Below are 15,102 nucleotides of genomic sequence, written 5' to 3' on the forward strand. Positions count from 1 at the left end.
AATATTTAAAAAAATTGACTATTTTTCGTCTCTATTGCTTAAATAGAGCTACTAACACCAGAAAGGGGAACAAAAAATTTAGATGGAAAATCAGGATAAAAAGAGAATTTTAATAATTGAGGCGGCATTAAAGCGCTTTGCACATTACGGTCTGGCAAAAACAACAATGACCGAAATCGCAAAAGACATTTCCTTCTCAAAAGCATTACTTTACTACTATTTCCCTGACAAACTAAGCCTCTATGTAAGTGCGATAGAACACCTCATGCAGATCATCAGCAGAGATCTGGTGAAGTCTATCGACAAAACAAAAACAGCTTCAGAAGGTATGCTGAAACTGCTACAAAAAAGACAGGCTTTTATCCAGAAATACTACAACATTCTCGAATCCAGCCAGATCATCGGCAATGAACTCCCTGAAAACCTCGCAGAGAAATTCCACAAAGCAAGAACTTTTGAAACCATCATTATCGGCTCCTTATTTAGCCGTGGTGTAGCCAGTAAAGAGTTTTTCATGAGCGACACCAAACTCGCCACAGAAATATTTATTGATGCCTTATCAGGTATTCATTTCAACATCCTCTCTAAAGATAAAAGCATGTTTCCGGGAAAAGAACAGTTCAAACTGATCTTTCAAAAGGAGAAAATGTTCGCCGATATCTTTTTAGAAGGCTTAAAAGCTAAACCACAAACCTAAATAGTTCTGTTTGTCATCCTAAAGTAAGTTTACCTGGATTTTCCTGACAAAATCCCAGTTACGGAATTATGGTAGTATTTTTGACTGTAGAAATAAAAAAGTCAGAAAGTAAAAAAGTAGAATGGTAGAGACAGATAAAAAAAGGGAATTGATTATTGAGGGGGCGATCAAGCGGTTTATTCATTATGGCATCAACAAAACCACAATGAACGAAATAGCAGACGATTTATCAGTCTCTAAACCTTCCCTTTACTATTATTTCCCGGACAAAAGCAGTCTGATACTCGGCGTAATTGAGAAAATTTTCTCCGATTACTTTGAGCTTATGGAAAAAGATCAGGCCTCCAAAAACACATTAGAAGAGTGTTTAGCTGCTTTCATTGAGATCAGACACAAGTTTTTCCAAAAGTATTACATGCTACACCTTTCCGGTGGTAGCCCGGACGCTTCCTTGAACTCGGATGCACTCAGAGCTGCATTCCTGGCGATGAAAGCTAAAAACGAAGATTTTCATGCGAAGGTTTTACAACGTGCCGTCGATCAGGGAGAAATCGCTGCGATAGATACCCCGAAAATAGCAGAACTATACCTGGAAAGCCAGGCCGGAATTACCTCCCTGTGTATTCTACATGGCAATAAAGAACTATTTCCAAGTAAAAAAGAGATGAAAACCATTCTGGAGAAACAACACAGCTTATCTAAGATATTCATCAAAGGATTAAAATAACAGACATCATATATCACATCGTACAATAGACTAAAAATTATAATCAACATGAATACTATAATTAAACAGGTAAGACTGATCCCACTACTACTGCTGGGATTGTTGTTATCTAATGTAGCAAGCGCACAGCAAACGCTGGTTCTCAAAGACGCACTAAACTACGCCATCCAAAACAGCGCAAATTCGCGCAAGGCGAAACTCGACATTGAAGGAGGTCGTTATAAAACCGAGGAAATCAGGGCTCAGGCACTTCCAACAGTAACTGGAAATGCTGGACTAACCTATAACCCAATCATCGGACAACTGGTAGTGGGACCGGATTTAGCATTCAAAATGGGAAGAGCATGGAATTCAAGCGCCGGTGTTCAACTGAATCAACAACTTTTTAATCAGCAGGTTTTCACAGGCCTGAAAGCGGCTAGAACCAGCGAAAGCTATTACAATGCCAGTGCTGAATTAACAGACGAGCAGATTATTGAGCAGGTAGCTAACAATTACTACCAGGTGTTGGTGAACAGACAACAGCTAAATGTGATTGATACCAATATCAAAAACGTAAAAGTTGTAGAAAAGATCATTGGCAATCAATATAAAAACGGTTTGGCCAGAAAAATTGATGTAGATAGAATTAAGGTAAACCTGACTAACCTGGAAACCAGACGTGAGCAAACCTTAAACGGTATCGTTCAATTAGAAAACCAATTGAAGTTTGCAATGGGTATGCCTGTACAAACGGTGATCATTTTACCTAAAACGGAATTAGACCGCAACCCAACACTTCCTAACTTCTCAGATTCTGTAAACATAGAAGGTAGAACGGAAATGAAGCTGTTAAACATCCAAAAAGAGTTGCTTACTTTACAACGTAAAGCTTATGTAGCAGAATACTACCCTACGCTTGCCTTAGCTGCAAACTATTCTTACACCGGACAAAGTGATAAATTTGATTTATTCAAGAAAAACGGTGAAGCTTTCTGGTATGGCGCCTCAGCAGTTGGTCTGACCTTAAAAGTGCCGATTTTCAATGGTTTCGCTACGCGTTCCAGAGTTCGTCAGGCAGATGTAGACTTGAAAAAAGCAACTGAAGACAGAAGAGAAACCCGCAACGCATTAAACTTATCTTTTGAGAATGCAAAGATCCAATTGAAAAATAGTGTAAACACCATTAATTCTCAACGCGCCAACGTCTTGTTGGCTCAGGAGATTTATAACAGCACTCAAAACAATTACAACAACGGTCTTGCAGCATTAACAGACTTATTAGATACTGAAAATGCGCTTACTGAAGCACAGAACAGCCATACCCAGGCCTTATTGAACTATAAGATCGCCGAAATACAATTAATCAAATCAAACGGAAATATAAAATCACTACTACAATGAAAAAAGGAATCATTACAGCCTTAATAATCATACTTGCCATAGCCGGGATCGCCCTGGTGTTGAAAAACAATAAAAAGAAAAATGCAGAAAAAACGGCAATTGTTGCAGAAGGTAGCGGTGCAGTTTCTGTTCGTACAGAAGTAGCGAAAAAGGAACCTATTAACCTCGACTTTAGCGTTAACGGAGTCTTTGCCCCTATTCAGGAGTTAATTTATATGGCGGAAATCGCAGGTCGTGTGACCCAGATTTACGTAAAAGAAGGTGATAGAGTAACTAAAGGTCAGCCATTAGCACGTATCGACGCTGAAATATTAAACACAGACAAAGAAACAGCAGAAGCAAATCTTCAAAATGCAATCAGAGATGAAGCAAGATATGCAAGCTCTTTCCAGACAGGTGGCGTAACACAACAACAATTAGATCAGGCGAAACTGGCCGTTAAAAACGCCAGATTAAGACTACAGAGCTCACAAAAAAGAGTAAGTGATGCCAACATGAGATCTCCTATCAATGGTATTGTGAACAAAAAATTCGTAGAAGTTGGTGCTTATGCAAATGCACAGGGTACACAATTGTTCGAATTGGTTGATGTTTCTAAATTGAAACTTAAAGTAAATGTAGACGAATCTCAGGTTGCTAACTTAAACCTTGGCGATCAGGTGCCGATTAAAGCAAACGTTTTCCCAACAGATAACTTTGAAGGAAAAATCACGTTTATCGCGCCAAAAGCGGATGCTTCTCTAAACTTCCCGGTAGAATTATTAGTAGAAAACAACAAGAAAAACACGATTAAAGCAGGTATGTATGGTACTGCTGTCTTCAAATTCCCACACCTTGCTCCTACGATTATTGTTCCTCGTGGTGCATTTTTCGGTAGTGTAAGTAGCAACCAGTTATTTGTATTGGGTGAAGGCAACAAAGCAGTATTGCGTAAAGTAGTTGCAGGTAGAATCCTTGGAGAAAACGTTGAAGTGCTGGAAGGTCTGAAAGAAGGCGAAACAGTGATCACCAGTGGTCAGATCAACTTAGTTGATGGAACACCGGTTGTTCCTGTAAAATAACCAACACTTTAGCATGACTATATAACAAAACTATTCTGATGAAAATAACAGAAATTTCTATAAAGCGCCCAACACTCGTTATCGTGGTTTTTACCGCGCTAACGCTGATGGGGCTATTGAGCTACTTTAGCCTGAGCTATGAATTATTACCAAAGTTCTCTAATAACGTAGTCTCTATTTCTACGGTATATCCGGGTGCCTCTCCTAATGAGGTAGAGAATACCGTAACCAAGAAGATTGAAGATGCCGTCTCCTCCATGGAGAACATTAAGAAACTAAACGCAGTATCTTATGAGAGTTTATCCGTAGTAACCATCACCCTGAATGATAAAGCCAATGTGGATTTATCATTGAATGAGGCGCAACGTAAAGTAAACTCTATCCTTGCGGATTTACCAACGGATGTAAAACAACCTTCCCTGAATAAATTCTCACTGGATGATTTACCGGTGATCACGATGTCGGCATCCGCCAAAATGGATGATGCTGCGTTCTACGATTTAATCGATAAACGTATTGCCCCGATCCTTTCCAGGGTATCAGGTGTGGCGCAAGTCAACCTGGTTGGTGGTTCAGAACGTGAAATCGTTGTCGGACTAAACGCCGCTAAAATCGAAGGCTACAACCTTTCTATCCCACAAATTCAACAAGCCATCCTGACTTCCAATCTCGATTTCCCTACAGGAAGTGTGAAAACGGAAAACCAGGACGTATTAATTCGTCTTTCCGGTAAATTTAAAACGGTTGATGAATTGAGAAATCTAGTGGTTGCAACCAGCAAAACTGGTGCACAAATCAGATTAAGTGATGTTGCTGACGTTCAGGATTCACAGAAAGAAGTAGAGAAAATTGCGCGTATCGACAGAAAAGGAGCGATTGCGATTCAGATCATTAAACAATCTGATGCGAATGCGGTAGAAGTAAGTAAAGGCATGCACAAAATTGTGGAAACCCTTGAAAAAGACTACAAAGCAAACGACCTGAAAATCATCATTGCGAACGACAGTTCCATCTTTACGCTGGAATCTGCTGATGCGGTAATCCACGATTTAATCATGGCCATTATCCTCGTAGCCTTCGTGATGTTGTTCTTCCTACACAGTTTACGTAACGCGGCAATCGTAATGGTATCCATTCCGGCTTCCCTGATTGCTACATTTATCGGAATGAGCATCTTTGGCTATACCTTAAACCTGATGTCCTTACTTGGACTATCACTGGTGGTAGGTATCCTGGTGGATGATGCGATTGTGGTACTGGAAAACATCTACAGACACATGGAGATGGGTAAAAACCGTGTTCGTGCTGCTTATGATGCAACCGCCGAAATCGGATTTACCGTAGTTTCCATTACTTTAGTAATTGTGGTGGTATTCTTCCCGATCGCAGTGAGCTCAGGATTAGTTTCTAATATCCTGCGTCAGTTCTGTGTGGTCGTAATCATTGCAACCTTATTATCATTAGTCACTTCATTTACCATCGTTCCTTTATTATCATCACGTTTCGGTAAACTGGAAAAAATTGAAGGTAAAAATGCTTTCGGACGTTTCATTTTATGGTTCGAGAAACAACTACATAAATTTACAGTTTGGGTAACTGGTATCTTAGAATGGACTTTACGTCATAAAGCCATCACCATTATCGGTGTATTTATGCTGTTATTGAGCTCATGTGGATTAACAATCGGTGGTTTCATCGGTACAGAGTTCTTCCCTAAGAGTGATAAAGGTGAGTTCTTAGTACAGATTGAGCTTCCTAAAGATGCTTCTCTGGAGAAAACAAACCAGTTTACACAAAGAGCAGAAGCGTTCTTAGCGAAGAAACCAGAGATCACGCAAATGATTACTACCGTTGGACAATCCAGTGGGGATATGGGTGCTTCTCAGGCTACCGCTTACAAATCTGAGATCAACGTAAAATTAGTAGAACGTAAAGAGCGTGCAGATGCTTCTGATATTTACGCCACGAAAGTGAGTCGTGAATTGTCGAAATTCTTAGTTGGTGCGAAAGTAAAAACAGTACCAATCAGTATTTTAGGTATCGCAGAAAATGCACCAATTGACCTTGTCGTAATGGGCTCCGATCTGGATAGCGCCATGAAATACGCAGAAGGTGCAATGGCCGTTTTAAAAGAGATCCCTGGTTCTGCAGAGGTGAAATTATCTGTAGAAAAAGGTAGTCCGGAAATTAACGTTCAGGTAGATCGTGATAAAATGGCTGCTTTAGGCTTGACTTTACAAACGGTAGGTATGACCATGCAAACTGCATTTAGTGGAAATACAGACGGTAAATACCGTAAAGGTGAGTACGAATACGACATCAATATCCAGTTCCAAAGCTTCGACCGTCGTAACATCGACGATGTAAGAAACCTGACGTTTATCAATGACAGAGGGGAGAAAGTGAAACTGATTCAATTCGCTGATATTAAAGAAGGTTCAGGCCCGAGTCAGCTGGAACGTAGAGATAAGAGTACCTCTGTTTCTGTAAAAGCACAGTCTATCGGTAGACCAACAGGTACCATCGTAACTGATCTACAGAATAAACTGATCGAACTTGAAAACAATGGTAAACTGAAAAAACCAGTAGGCGTAAGTTATGTATGGGGTGGTGATCAGGAGAATCAAAGTGAAGGTTTCGGTACTTTAGGTATCGCCATGATGGCTTCGGTCATCTTAGTATACCTGATCATGGTAGCCTTATATGACAGTTTCGTGTATCCTTTAGTGGTGATGTTCTCGATTCCTTTATCGGTAATCGGTGCCTTACTGGCCTTAGCGATCACCAACAACTCTTTAGGTATCTTTACGATCTTAGGATTGATCATGCTGATCGGTCTGGTAGCGAAAAATGCGATCATCCTGGTCGATTTTACAAACCAGATGAAAGCAGAAGGTAAATCAACGCATGAAGCGCTTATTCTGGCCAACCATGCACGTTTACGTCCGATCCTGATGACAACGATTGCCATGGTAATCGGTATGCTTCCTATTGCATTGGCCAGTGGTGCCGGTGCGGAATGGAAAAACGGTCTGGCCTGGGTAATTGTAGGTGGACTAACCAGTTCCCTATTCCTGACGCTGATTGTAGTACCGGTAATGTATCAGATCTTTGATAATATCTTAACCAGATTCGGCTTCAATGAAAAAGGCCCGTCGATGGAAGAACTGATCGCAGAACCATACGACCATAAAGATGTTAAAGAATACGACCTGGACGGTAAACACTAAACCATCCAGTTCATAAAAAAGAGGGATTTGCATCATGCAAGTCCCTCTTTTTTTATGACCAAAATCAAAACTCCTGCGCTAAATAAAACTGCCTGTAAACAAAGAAACCCCACATTGCTGTGAGGTTTCTCTTCTTATCAAAACAATCCCTTAAATATGGATCGCTCTGTTATCAGTTGCAGCCATAGCTGCTTCTTTTAATGCTTCTGTATAAGTTGGGTGAGCATGACAAATTCTCGCGATGTCTTCTGCTGAAGCACGGAATTCCATAGCTACCACAGCCTCAGCGATCATATCTGCTGCACGTGGGCCAATCATGTGTACACCTAAAATTTCATCGGTAGTCGCATCTGCCAATACTTTTACGAAACCATCCGTATCCATACTTGCTTTTGCACGTCCACTAGCTTTGAAAGGGAAAGAACCTGCTTTATAAGCTGTACCTTTTTCTTTCAGTTGTTCTTCAGTAAAACCTACTGAGGCAACTTCCGGCCAGGTATATACCACACCTGGAATCAGGTTATAGTTGATGTGTGGTTTTTGTCCGGCTAAAGTTTCCGCAACATAAATACCTTCATCTTCTGCTTTATGTGCAAGCATTGCACCTTTAATTACGTCACCAATGGCATAAACACCAGGAACCGAAGTTTCTAAATGATCATTTACAGGGATCTTGTTACCACGATCTTCTGTTTTGATGCCAATATTTTCTAATCCTAAACCTTCAGTATAAGCCGTACGACCCACTGCAACGATACAGTAATCAGCCTCAAGACTAACGACAACACCTTTTGCGTTTTCAGCAGTAACCGTTACACGGTCGCCTTTAGCAGTTGCACCAGTTACTTTATGACCCATAAAGAACTCCATGCCTAAAGATTTTTTCAACACACGTTGTAATTCTTTTCCTAAACCAGCATCCATCGTACCGATGATCGCAGGCATAAATTCAACAACAGATACTTTAGTACCTAAACGTGCATAAACAGAACCTAACTCTAATCCGATTACACCACCACCAATAACCACCATTTCTTTTGGTACTTCTTTGATGTTCAACGCTTCTGTTGAAGTAATGATTCTCTTTTTATCGATTGGTAAAAATGGCAATGCAGTAGGTTTAGAACCTGAAGCGATGATCACATTTTTAGCGGTAATGGTTTCTGTACTTCCGTCTTCTTTAGTGATTTTAATCGTGTTTTTGTCCACGAAAGAACCTAATCCCTGGAAAGAATCAATTTTATTTTTTTTGAAGAGGTATTGAATTCCGGCAGTATTCTGAGCCACTACATCATCCTTACGTGCAATCATTTGTGGCATATCCACAGACAGATCTTTAAGGTTAATTCCATGAGTCTGGAAAGTATGTGCAGCATTGTGGAAATGCTCTGAAGAGTCTAACAATGCTTTTGAAGGAATACAACCTACGTTTAAGCAGGTTCCCCCAAAAGTTTTATATTTTTCTATCACTGCCGTTTTTAAGCCAAGTTGAGCACATCTGATTGCGCCAACATAACCGCCCGGGCCGGAGCCAATAACAACTACATCGTATTGCATATTAAGGTTTTTTTTTGTGGAACAAAGTTAATAAACCTATCCCAATTATCCCCCTAAAAGCAATTCTTTCCTCATCTTTAATGTTACATACCTAAAAATGAAGTGCCGATTTCTGTATATTTAAGCTTCCATAAAAAACAATACCCACATGACCCGCTTTAAATTTTCATGGCTGGCCCTCCTGCTCCTCTTTACAGGAACTTCCGGCTTCGCACAGCTGTCTGATTCTGCGTATGTACGTCAGAATTACACAAAAATCGAACGCAATATCCCAATGCGCGACGGCATTAAATTGTTTACTGCCATTTATATCCCTAAGGATAAAAACCACAAATACCCCTTCATGATCAGTAGAACCCCTTATACGGTTTCCCCTTATGGTGAAGATAAATATAAAACTACACTCGGCCCCTCACCTTTATTCCTTAGAGAAGGCTTCATTTTTGTGTACCAGGATGTCCGCGGAAAATGGATGAGCGAAGGCGAATTTGTAGACGTAAGGCCTCATAACGATCATAAAAAAGGAAAAGAATTTGATGAAAGCTCTGATACCTATGATACCATCGAATGGCTGCTTAAAAACATCCCTGCAAACAATGGGAAAGCCGGATTGTATGGCACCTCCTACCCGGGTTTTTACTCCTCGGCAGCATTGCCAGCTGCCCATAAAGCACTAAAAGCAGTATCGCCACAGGCACCGGTTACCGACTGGTTTCTAGGGGATGACTTTCACCACAACGGTGCTTTTATGCTGGCGGATGCCTTTAGCTTTTACTCCTCTTTTGGCGTACCCAGACCAAAACCCATCACCCCGGATCAAGGCCCTAAACCTTTCCATTATGGCATTACCGATAATTACAGGTTTTACCTGGATTTAGGCGCCCTAAAAAATGTAAAACAGAAATACTTCGCCGATAGCATCCAGTTCTGGAACGACCTGATGGCGCATGGCAACTATGATGAATTCTGGAAAAACAGGAATATCAGACCACATTTAAAAGGCGTAAAACCAGCAGTATTGGTGGTTGGCGGATTCTTTGATGCCGAAGATGCGTATGGTGCATTACATACTTATAAAGCCATTGAAGATCAAAACCCGGGCGCCAAAAACAACCTGGTTATGGGCCCATGGTTCCATGGCGGCTGGTCAAGAAGTACCGGCGAAAGTTTCGGAGACATCAACTTCGGACAAGCAACAAGTACTTCCTACCAGAAAAACCTGGAGTTCCCTTTCTTCATGCAATACCTGAAAGATGCCACAGATGCTAAACTTGCCGAAGCCAATATCTTTGTAACCGGCAGCAACGAATGGAAAGGTTTCGAAACCTGGCCACCAAAAAACACCGAGACAAAAAACCTTTACTTCCAGCCGGAAGGAAAACTGAGCTTCGAAAAACCATCAGTTAATAACAGTTTTGATCAATATGAAAGTGATCCGAATGCACCGGTTCCTTATCAGGATGGCGTGCAAGCGAGAAGAACCAGAGAATACATGATCGATGACCAGCGTTTTGCTGCCCGCCGACCAGATGTACAGGTTTTTCAAACCGCTGTATTGACGGAAGACATGACTATGGCCGGCCCTTTAATGGCTAACCTTGTCGTTTCCACTACCGGAACGGATGCCGATTATGTCGTAAAACTGATTGATGTATACCCGGAGGACGCTCAAAAAATGGAGCCAAACCCTAAAAACATCATCATGGGTGGTTACCAAATGCTGGTTCGTGGCGAAGTGATGCGCGGAAAATTCAGAAACAGCTTTGAAAAACCGGAGCCATTTATCCCCGGACAAATCACCAAAGTAAATTACAGCATTCCTGATGTAGCGCATACCTTCAAAAAAGGCCACCGCATCATGATCCAGGTACAAAACTCCTGGTTCCCATTGGTAGACAGAAACCCACAGGTTTTCACAGATATCTACCATGCCGATGACAGCGATTTCAAAAAAGCAACACACCGAATTTACCACGATAACAATAATGCCTCAGCGATATCAGTAACCCTGTTAAAGCCCTAATTTAAAAATGAAGAAGATTATATACCTATGCCTGTCCTTATTGAGCTTCAGTCAGCTTAGTAAGGCACAGTTGCTGAAAGCGAAACCGACATTTAGTCGCGCGGATACCCTAAGAGGCACTTTAAGCCCTTTGCGCAGTTGTTACGATATCAATTACTACCACCTTGATGTGAAAGTAGATATTGACCACAAGTTCATCTCCGGCAGCAATGAGTTCCAGTTTACCGCTACTCAAAACTTCAACAAGCTTCAGTTCGACTTATTTGCCAACCTGAAAGTTGATAAAGTAGTCTACAAAAACGAGGAACTCCCTTTCACAAGAGAATTCAATGCAGTATTTGTCACCTTCCCTCAGACCATAAAAAAAGGCAGCAAAGAAAGTTTTACGGTGTTTTATTCCGGAAATCCGATCATTGCCAAAACACCACCCTGGGATGGCGGTTTCATTTTCAGCAAAGACAAATCCGGCAATCCATGGGTTTCTATGGCTTGTCAGGGATTAGGCGCCAGCAGCTGGTGGCCAACCAAAGACCACCAAAGTGATGAAGTAGACAGCATGATGATCAGCATTTCTGTGCCGAAAGGATTACAGGATGTGTCTAACGGTCGTTTAAGAAGCATCGTTGAAAAACCGGACGGCTATACCCAATACAACTGGTTTGTGGCTAACCCGATCAACAACTATAACGTAGCTCTTTATATTGGAAAATACGCGCATTGGACGGATGATTTTCCAGGTGAAAAAGGAAAACTCAGCATCGATTACTGGTCTTTAAAAGAAGACAGTACCAAGGCTCGTCCACATTGGGATGCCGATGTAAAACCGATGCTCAAATCATTTGAACACTGGTTTGGCCCTTATCCATTCTATGAAGACGGCTATAAACTGGTTCAGGCACCACACCTCGGCATGGAACACCAGAGCGCAGTTGCTTATGGCAACCAGTTTAAAAAAGGCTATTTAGGCAGAGACCTTTCCGGCTCAGGCTATGGCCTCAACTTCGATTTCATTACCATCCACGAAAGTGGTCATGAGTGGTTTGGAAATAACATCACCGCCAAAGACATCGCCGATATGTGGATCCATGAGAGCTTCACCAACTATTCTGAAGCCTTGTTTACCGAATCTACCCAGGGCAAAGAAGCCAGTACGGCCTATGTCATCGGCATCAGAAAAGCCATTGCCAACGACATTCCAATTATAGGAACCTATGGCGTTAACCAGGAAGGTTCGGGCGATATGTATTATAAAGGTGCCAATATGGTGCATACCATCCGACAACTCATCAACGATGACGAGAAATTCAGAGGCATCCTAAGGGGAATGAACAAAACCTTCTACCATAAAACCGTGACCACTGAAGAAATAGAAAAATATATCGCAAGACAAAGCGGATTGAAGCTCAATAAAATATTTGACCAATACCTGAGAACCACCATGGTTCCGGTGCTGGAATATAAAATTGAGGGCAACAAACTGACTTACCGCTGGAGCGATACCGTAAAAGGTTTCGATATGCCGGTAAAAGTAACGTTGAAACCCGGCGAATTCTCCCTGATTTATCCAACCGAAAAATGGAAAACCACCATGCTAAAAGATGGAATAACGCAGGCCAATTTTCAGGCAGATCCTAACTTTTATATAAAAACCAAAAATATATTATAAAAATTCGCAAAATACTGCAACAAAATGGATTAGCGCTGCGTCTTATAGAAAACCGAAAAAACATGAAAAAATTAAGTTTACTCTTATCCTTTGCCTTATTAAGCTTCGGATTATACAGTCAGGCTAATGCGGCTATAAGAATCAGCGCTACTCATCTATCTGATGAAGAAAGAAAAGTGAGCGGTTTCACAGGAATCGCCGTTGGCGGCTCCCTTAAAGTACTTGTAAAACTTGGAAACACGGAAAGCTTAAGGCTGGAAGGCGATCAGGAGGCGATAGACCAGCTGATTACGGAAGTCAAAGACGGAACCTTATCCATCCGACCTAAAAAAGCAGAATGGAAAGAATGGTTCAAAAAATATGGGAATACTAAGGTAACCGCTTACATCACCGCTAAAAAACTAACCAGTCTGGCGATGTCCGGCTCTGGAAGCATTGAAGTGGAACAACCTATAACCGCCAATTCATTTGATATGGCGCTTAGTGGCTCCGGCAGTATTAAAGCTACGGTGAATGCTCAGAAAGTAGATGCATCACTTAGTGGTTCAGGAAGTATTAAAGCGACTGTAAACGCTCAGAATTTTGATGCGGCTACCAGTGGTTCCGGCGGTATGACCATCATTGGAAAAGCTAAAAAAGCAGATATAGCCGTTAGCGGTTCCGGAGGATTTTCCGGCAGAGCATTCACTGCAGAGGAAGTTGATGCACACGTTAGCGGTTCCGGATCAGTCTATATCGACGTACAAAAACGCCTGGATGCAGCTACCAGTGGTTCCGGAAGTGTAAACTACACCGGAAATCCAACAGTAAGCAAAGCAGCTTCGGGTTCTGGAAAAGTAAGAAAAGCAAACTAATTAAACTGAAAAGGCCCCGTATCGAAATTTCGATACGGGGCCTTTTCCATTCACAGGAAATTACCAACCTGGATTCTGTACCAGATTCTTCCCTTTCTCCAATTCATTATAAGCAATCGGCTGAAGGTATTGTTTGGTTTCAAATACTCTGGTTTCTACCACTGACCTTTGAAAAAAAGTATTGGCATCACCGTTCATATTCATGCCATAAAAAGCACCTCCTTGTTTATCCTTTCCAGAAGGATTTTCGGCAATCATCCACCTACGCACATCAAAATAGCGCTGTCCTTCGGTACAAAGCTCTACCCTGCTTTCTCTTCTGATGGCTGCCCGTTGAAGCTCCTGATTCCCTGAAATCGAAGAATTAAGCGTTTCCAACTTCGGAATCCCTGCTCTCTCCCTAACCATATTCACATATTTAAGGATCAGAGCGTTTGAAGGATCCACTTCATTCAAGGCCTCAGCATAGAGCAAATGGAATTCTGCTAACCTGAAAATAATAGAAGGCCGGAACACATTAGCTACCCCCGGACTTGTTTTATGCACTTTTCTATTGAAACGTTTATAAAGCATATAACCGCTTACTGTATACTGACCGCTCCTGTCATTTGGGGAACCCACAAAGAAATTGATCTCCTTATTAGAGATATGCCACTTTCTTCCGGCAAAAAACACCGTATTATAAAAACGAGCTTCCCTGTTTACATACATATTTGACACATTAACACCGTTATAGGCACTTTTACCCGTCTCCGTATACAGTGGTGAAGCAGGTAAAAATCCAGCATCATTTATCGGAAGACCATCTTTCATATAGAAATCATCCACCAATTCCTGAAGCACACCGGTACTTCCTAAACCATTAGGCTCACTCCTGGGCGTAGACCTACGGTCTAACTGATCGCCATCCATACCCGCAAAACCATTTTTTGAAGTCGCCCAGATGATCTCTTTATTATAGACCTGGAAAAGATCATACACCGATTTATCGGGATCCAGCAGCCCATTGGTATAAGCCTTATACAACTCATAATTCCCCTGTTCGGCGAAATCTATAAATTCCTTTAACGCGGCAACAGCTTTCGTCCATTTGACAGGATCTTTTACCGGGAATAATCGCTTCCCATCCGGGTTGACCAGCGCTAAAGCCGGCGCATAACCACCGTTTAACAAAGGACTTGCGGCATACATCCAGAGCTTTGCTTTCACGGCCAGGGCCACACCTTTCGTCGGATTTGCCAGATATTGCTCATCTGTTATCGCCGACTGCGGCAGTAAGGTCGCGGCATTAGTCAGCTCCTGATCAATAAAAGCAATGACCTCATCCAGCGGTCGTCTTGGCAGATCAAGATCGGCATTAGGTTCCAGCGAGTGATCCAAAATTGGAATAGGGCCGTATTGTTCGAACAACAAATAATGATAATAGGCCCGCATAAACAGCGTATTTGCCCTCATTGTCTTAAATTCTGCTTCTGTAAGCTGATCTGCATCTGATCCGGTGGACATAATTGGCTTCCCTTTTTCCAGGAAAATATTGGCCTGACGAATCAACTGATACAACGTTCCCCACCTCTGAAAGCCCATATTCGTGCTGTTTTTAGCGGAAATATTATACCTTGCTGCATCCCCATAAGACACCGTAATTTCGTCGGCCATCGCCGTCCATGGATTTTGAAGCCCATTCATACCCCCGGCAATAATGTTGGAATAATCCGGCACTCCAGACATCACATTGGCATACCAGCGCTTGGTATAACCCGGGTTTTCAAAAATCTGATCTGTGGAAGTTAAGCCACCAGCCAATTCATCTGATACATCTAAATAACCTTTCTTACAAGCCGTTGTGGCCGACATCAAGAAAAGTACAATGACCCATATTTTTAATTTCATCTTTATCTTATTTA

10 protein-coding genes are annotated in these 15,102 nt (G+C 41.8%); 8 read left to right on the forward strand and 2 right to left on the reverse strand.

Features of this window, described 5'->3' with window-relative positions:
• The first annotated feature begins 82 nt into the window (after positions 1 to 82).
• The 5 genes from R2Q66_RS04040 (at position 83) to R2Q66_RS04060 (ending at position 7,098) form a co-directional block, all read left to right on the forward strand.
• On the forward strand, positions 83 to 697 hold the full coding sequence (locus tag R2Q66_RS04040; protein ID WP_316746719.1) for a TetR/AcrR family transcriptional regulator: 615 nt from the start codon (positions 83 to 85) through the stop codon (positions 695 to 697).
• A gap of 121 nt (positions 698 to 818) precedes the next feature.
• Positions 819 to 1,424, forward strand: coding sequence for a TetR/AcrR family transcriptional regulator (locus tag R2Q66_RS04045; protein WP_316746720.1), 606 nt, complete (start codon positions 819 to 821; stop codon positions 1,422 to 1,424).
• Between the two features lie 48 nt (positions 1,425 to 1,472).
• The gene (locus R2Q66_RS04050; RefSeq protein ID WP_316746721.1) at positions 1,473 to 2,807 is read left to right on the forward strand and encodes a TolC family protein; all 1,335 of its coding nucleotides are present in this window, start codon (positions 1,473 to 1,475) and stop codon (positions 2,805 to 2,807) included.
• Entirely contained in the window at positions 2,804 to 3,868 is a 1,065-nt protein-coding gene (locus R2Q66_RS04055; RefSeq protein ID WP_316746722.1) for an efflux RND transporter periplasmic adaptor subunit, read from the forward strand. The genes R2Q66_RS04050 and R2Q66_RS04055 overlap by 4 nt, the downstream gene beginning before the upstream one ends.
• A gap of 38 nt (positions 3,869 to 3,906) precedes the next feature.
• Complete coding sequence (locus R2Q66_RS04060; protein ID WP_316746723.1) at positions 3,907 to 7,098, forward strand: efflux RND transporter permease subunit; 3,192 nt, start codon at positions 3,907 to 3,909, stop codon at positions 7,096 to 7,098.
• A 150-nt stretch (positions 7,099 to 7,248) separates the two neighbouring features.
• Here the strand turns inward: R2Q66_RS04060 and lpdA are convergent, their stop codons facing one another.
• A complete protein-coding gene (gene lpdA, locus R2Q66_RS04065; RefSeq protein ID WP_316746725.1) occupies positions 7,249 to 8,655 on the reverse strand; it encodes a dihydrolipoyl dehydrogenase in 1,407 nt (468 codons plus the stop codon).
• Positions 8,656 to 8,803: 148 nt separating this feature from the next.
• On the opposite strand from lpdA, the gene R2Q66_RS04070 reads away from it, so the two are divergent.
• The 3 genes from R2Q66_RS04070 to R2Q66_RS04080 all read left to right on the forward strand — a co-directional run bounded on the left by R2Q66_RS04070 (position 8,804) and on the right by R2Q66_RS04080 (position 13,198).
• A complete protein-coding gene (locus tag R2Q66_RS04070; RefSeq protein WP_316746726.1) occupies positions 8,804 to 10,678 on the forward strand; it encodes a CocE/NonD family hydrolase in 1,875 nt (624 codons plus the stop codon).
• Positions 10,679 to 10,685: 7 nt separating this feature from the next.
• Positions 10,686 to 12,344 carry a M1 family metallopeptidase gene (locus R2Q66_RS04075; RefSeq protein ID WP_316746727.1) on the forward strand — a complete coding sequence of 553 codons (1,659 nt, stop codon included), beginning with the start codon at positions 10,686 to 10,688 and terminating at the stop codon, positions 12,342 to 12,344.
• 62 nt (positions 12,345 to 12,406) lie between these two features.
• Entirely contained in the window at positions 12,407 to 13,198 is a 792-nt protein-coding gene (locus R2Q66_RS04080) for a head GIN domain-containing protein (protein ID WP_316746728.1), read from the forward strand.
• Positions 13,199 to 13,258: 60 nt separating this feature from the next.
• Here the strand turns inward: R2Q66_RS04080 and R2Q66_RS04085 are convergent, their stop codons facing one another.
• Positions 13,259 to 15,088, reverse strand: a complete 1,830-nt coding sequence (locus R2Q66_RS04085) for a RagB/SusD family nutrient uptake outer membrane protein (protein WP_316746729.1) — start codon at positions 15,086 to 15,088, stop codon at positions 13,259 to 13,261.
• Positions 15,089 to 15,102: the final 14 nt, after the last annotated feature.

The sequence above is a fragment of the Pedobacter gandavensis genome, from assembly GCF_032677645.1.
Lineage (GTDB): Bacteria > Bacteroidota > Bacteroidia > Sphingobacteriales > Sphingobacteriaceae > Pedobacter > Pedobacter gandavensis_A.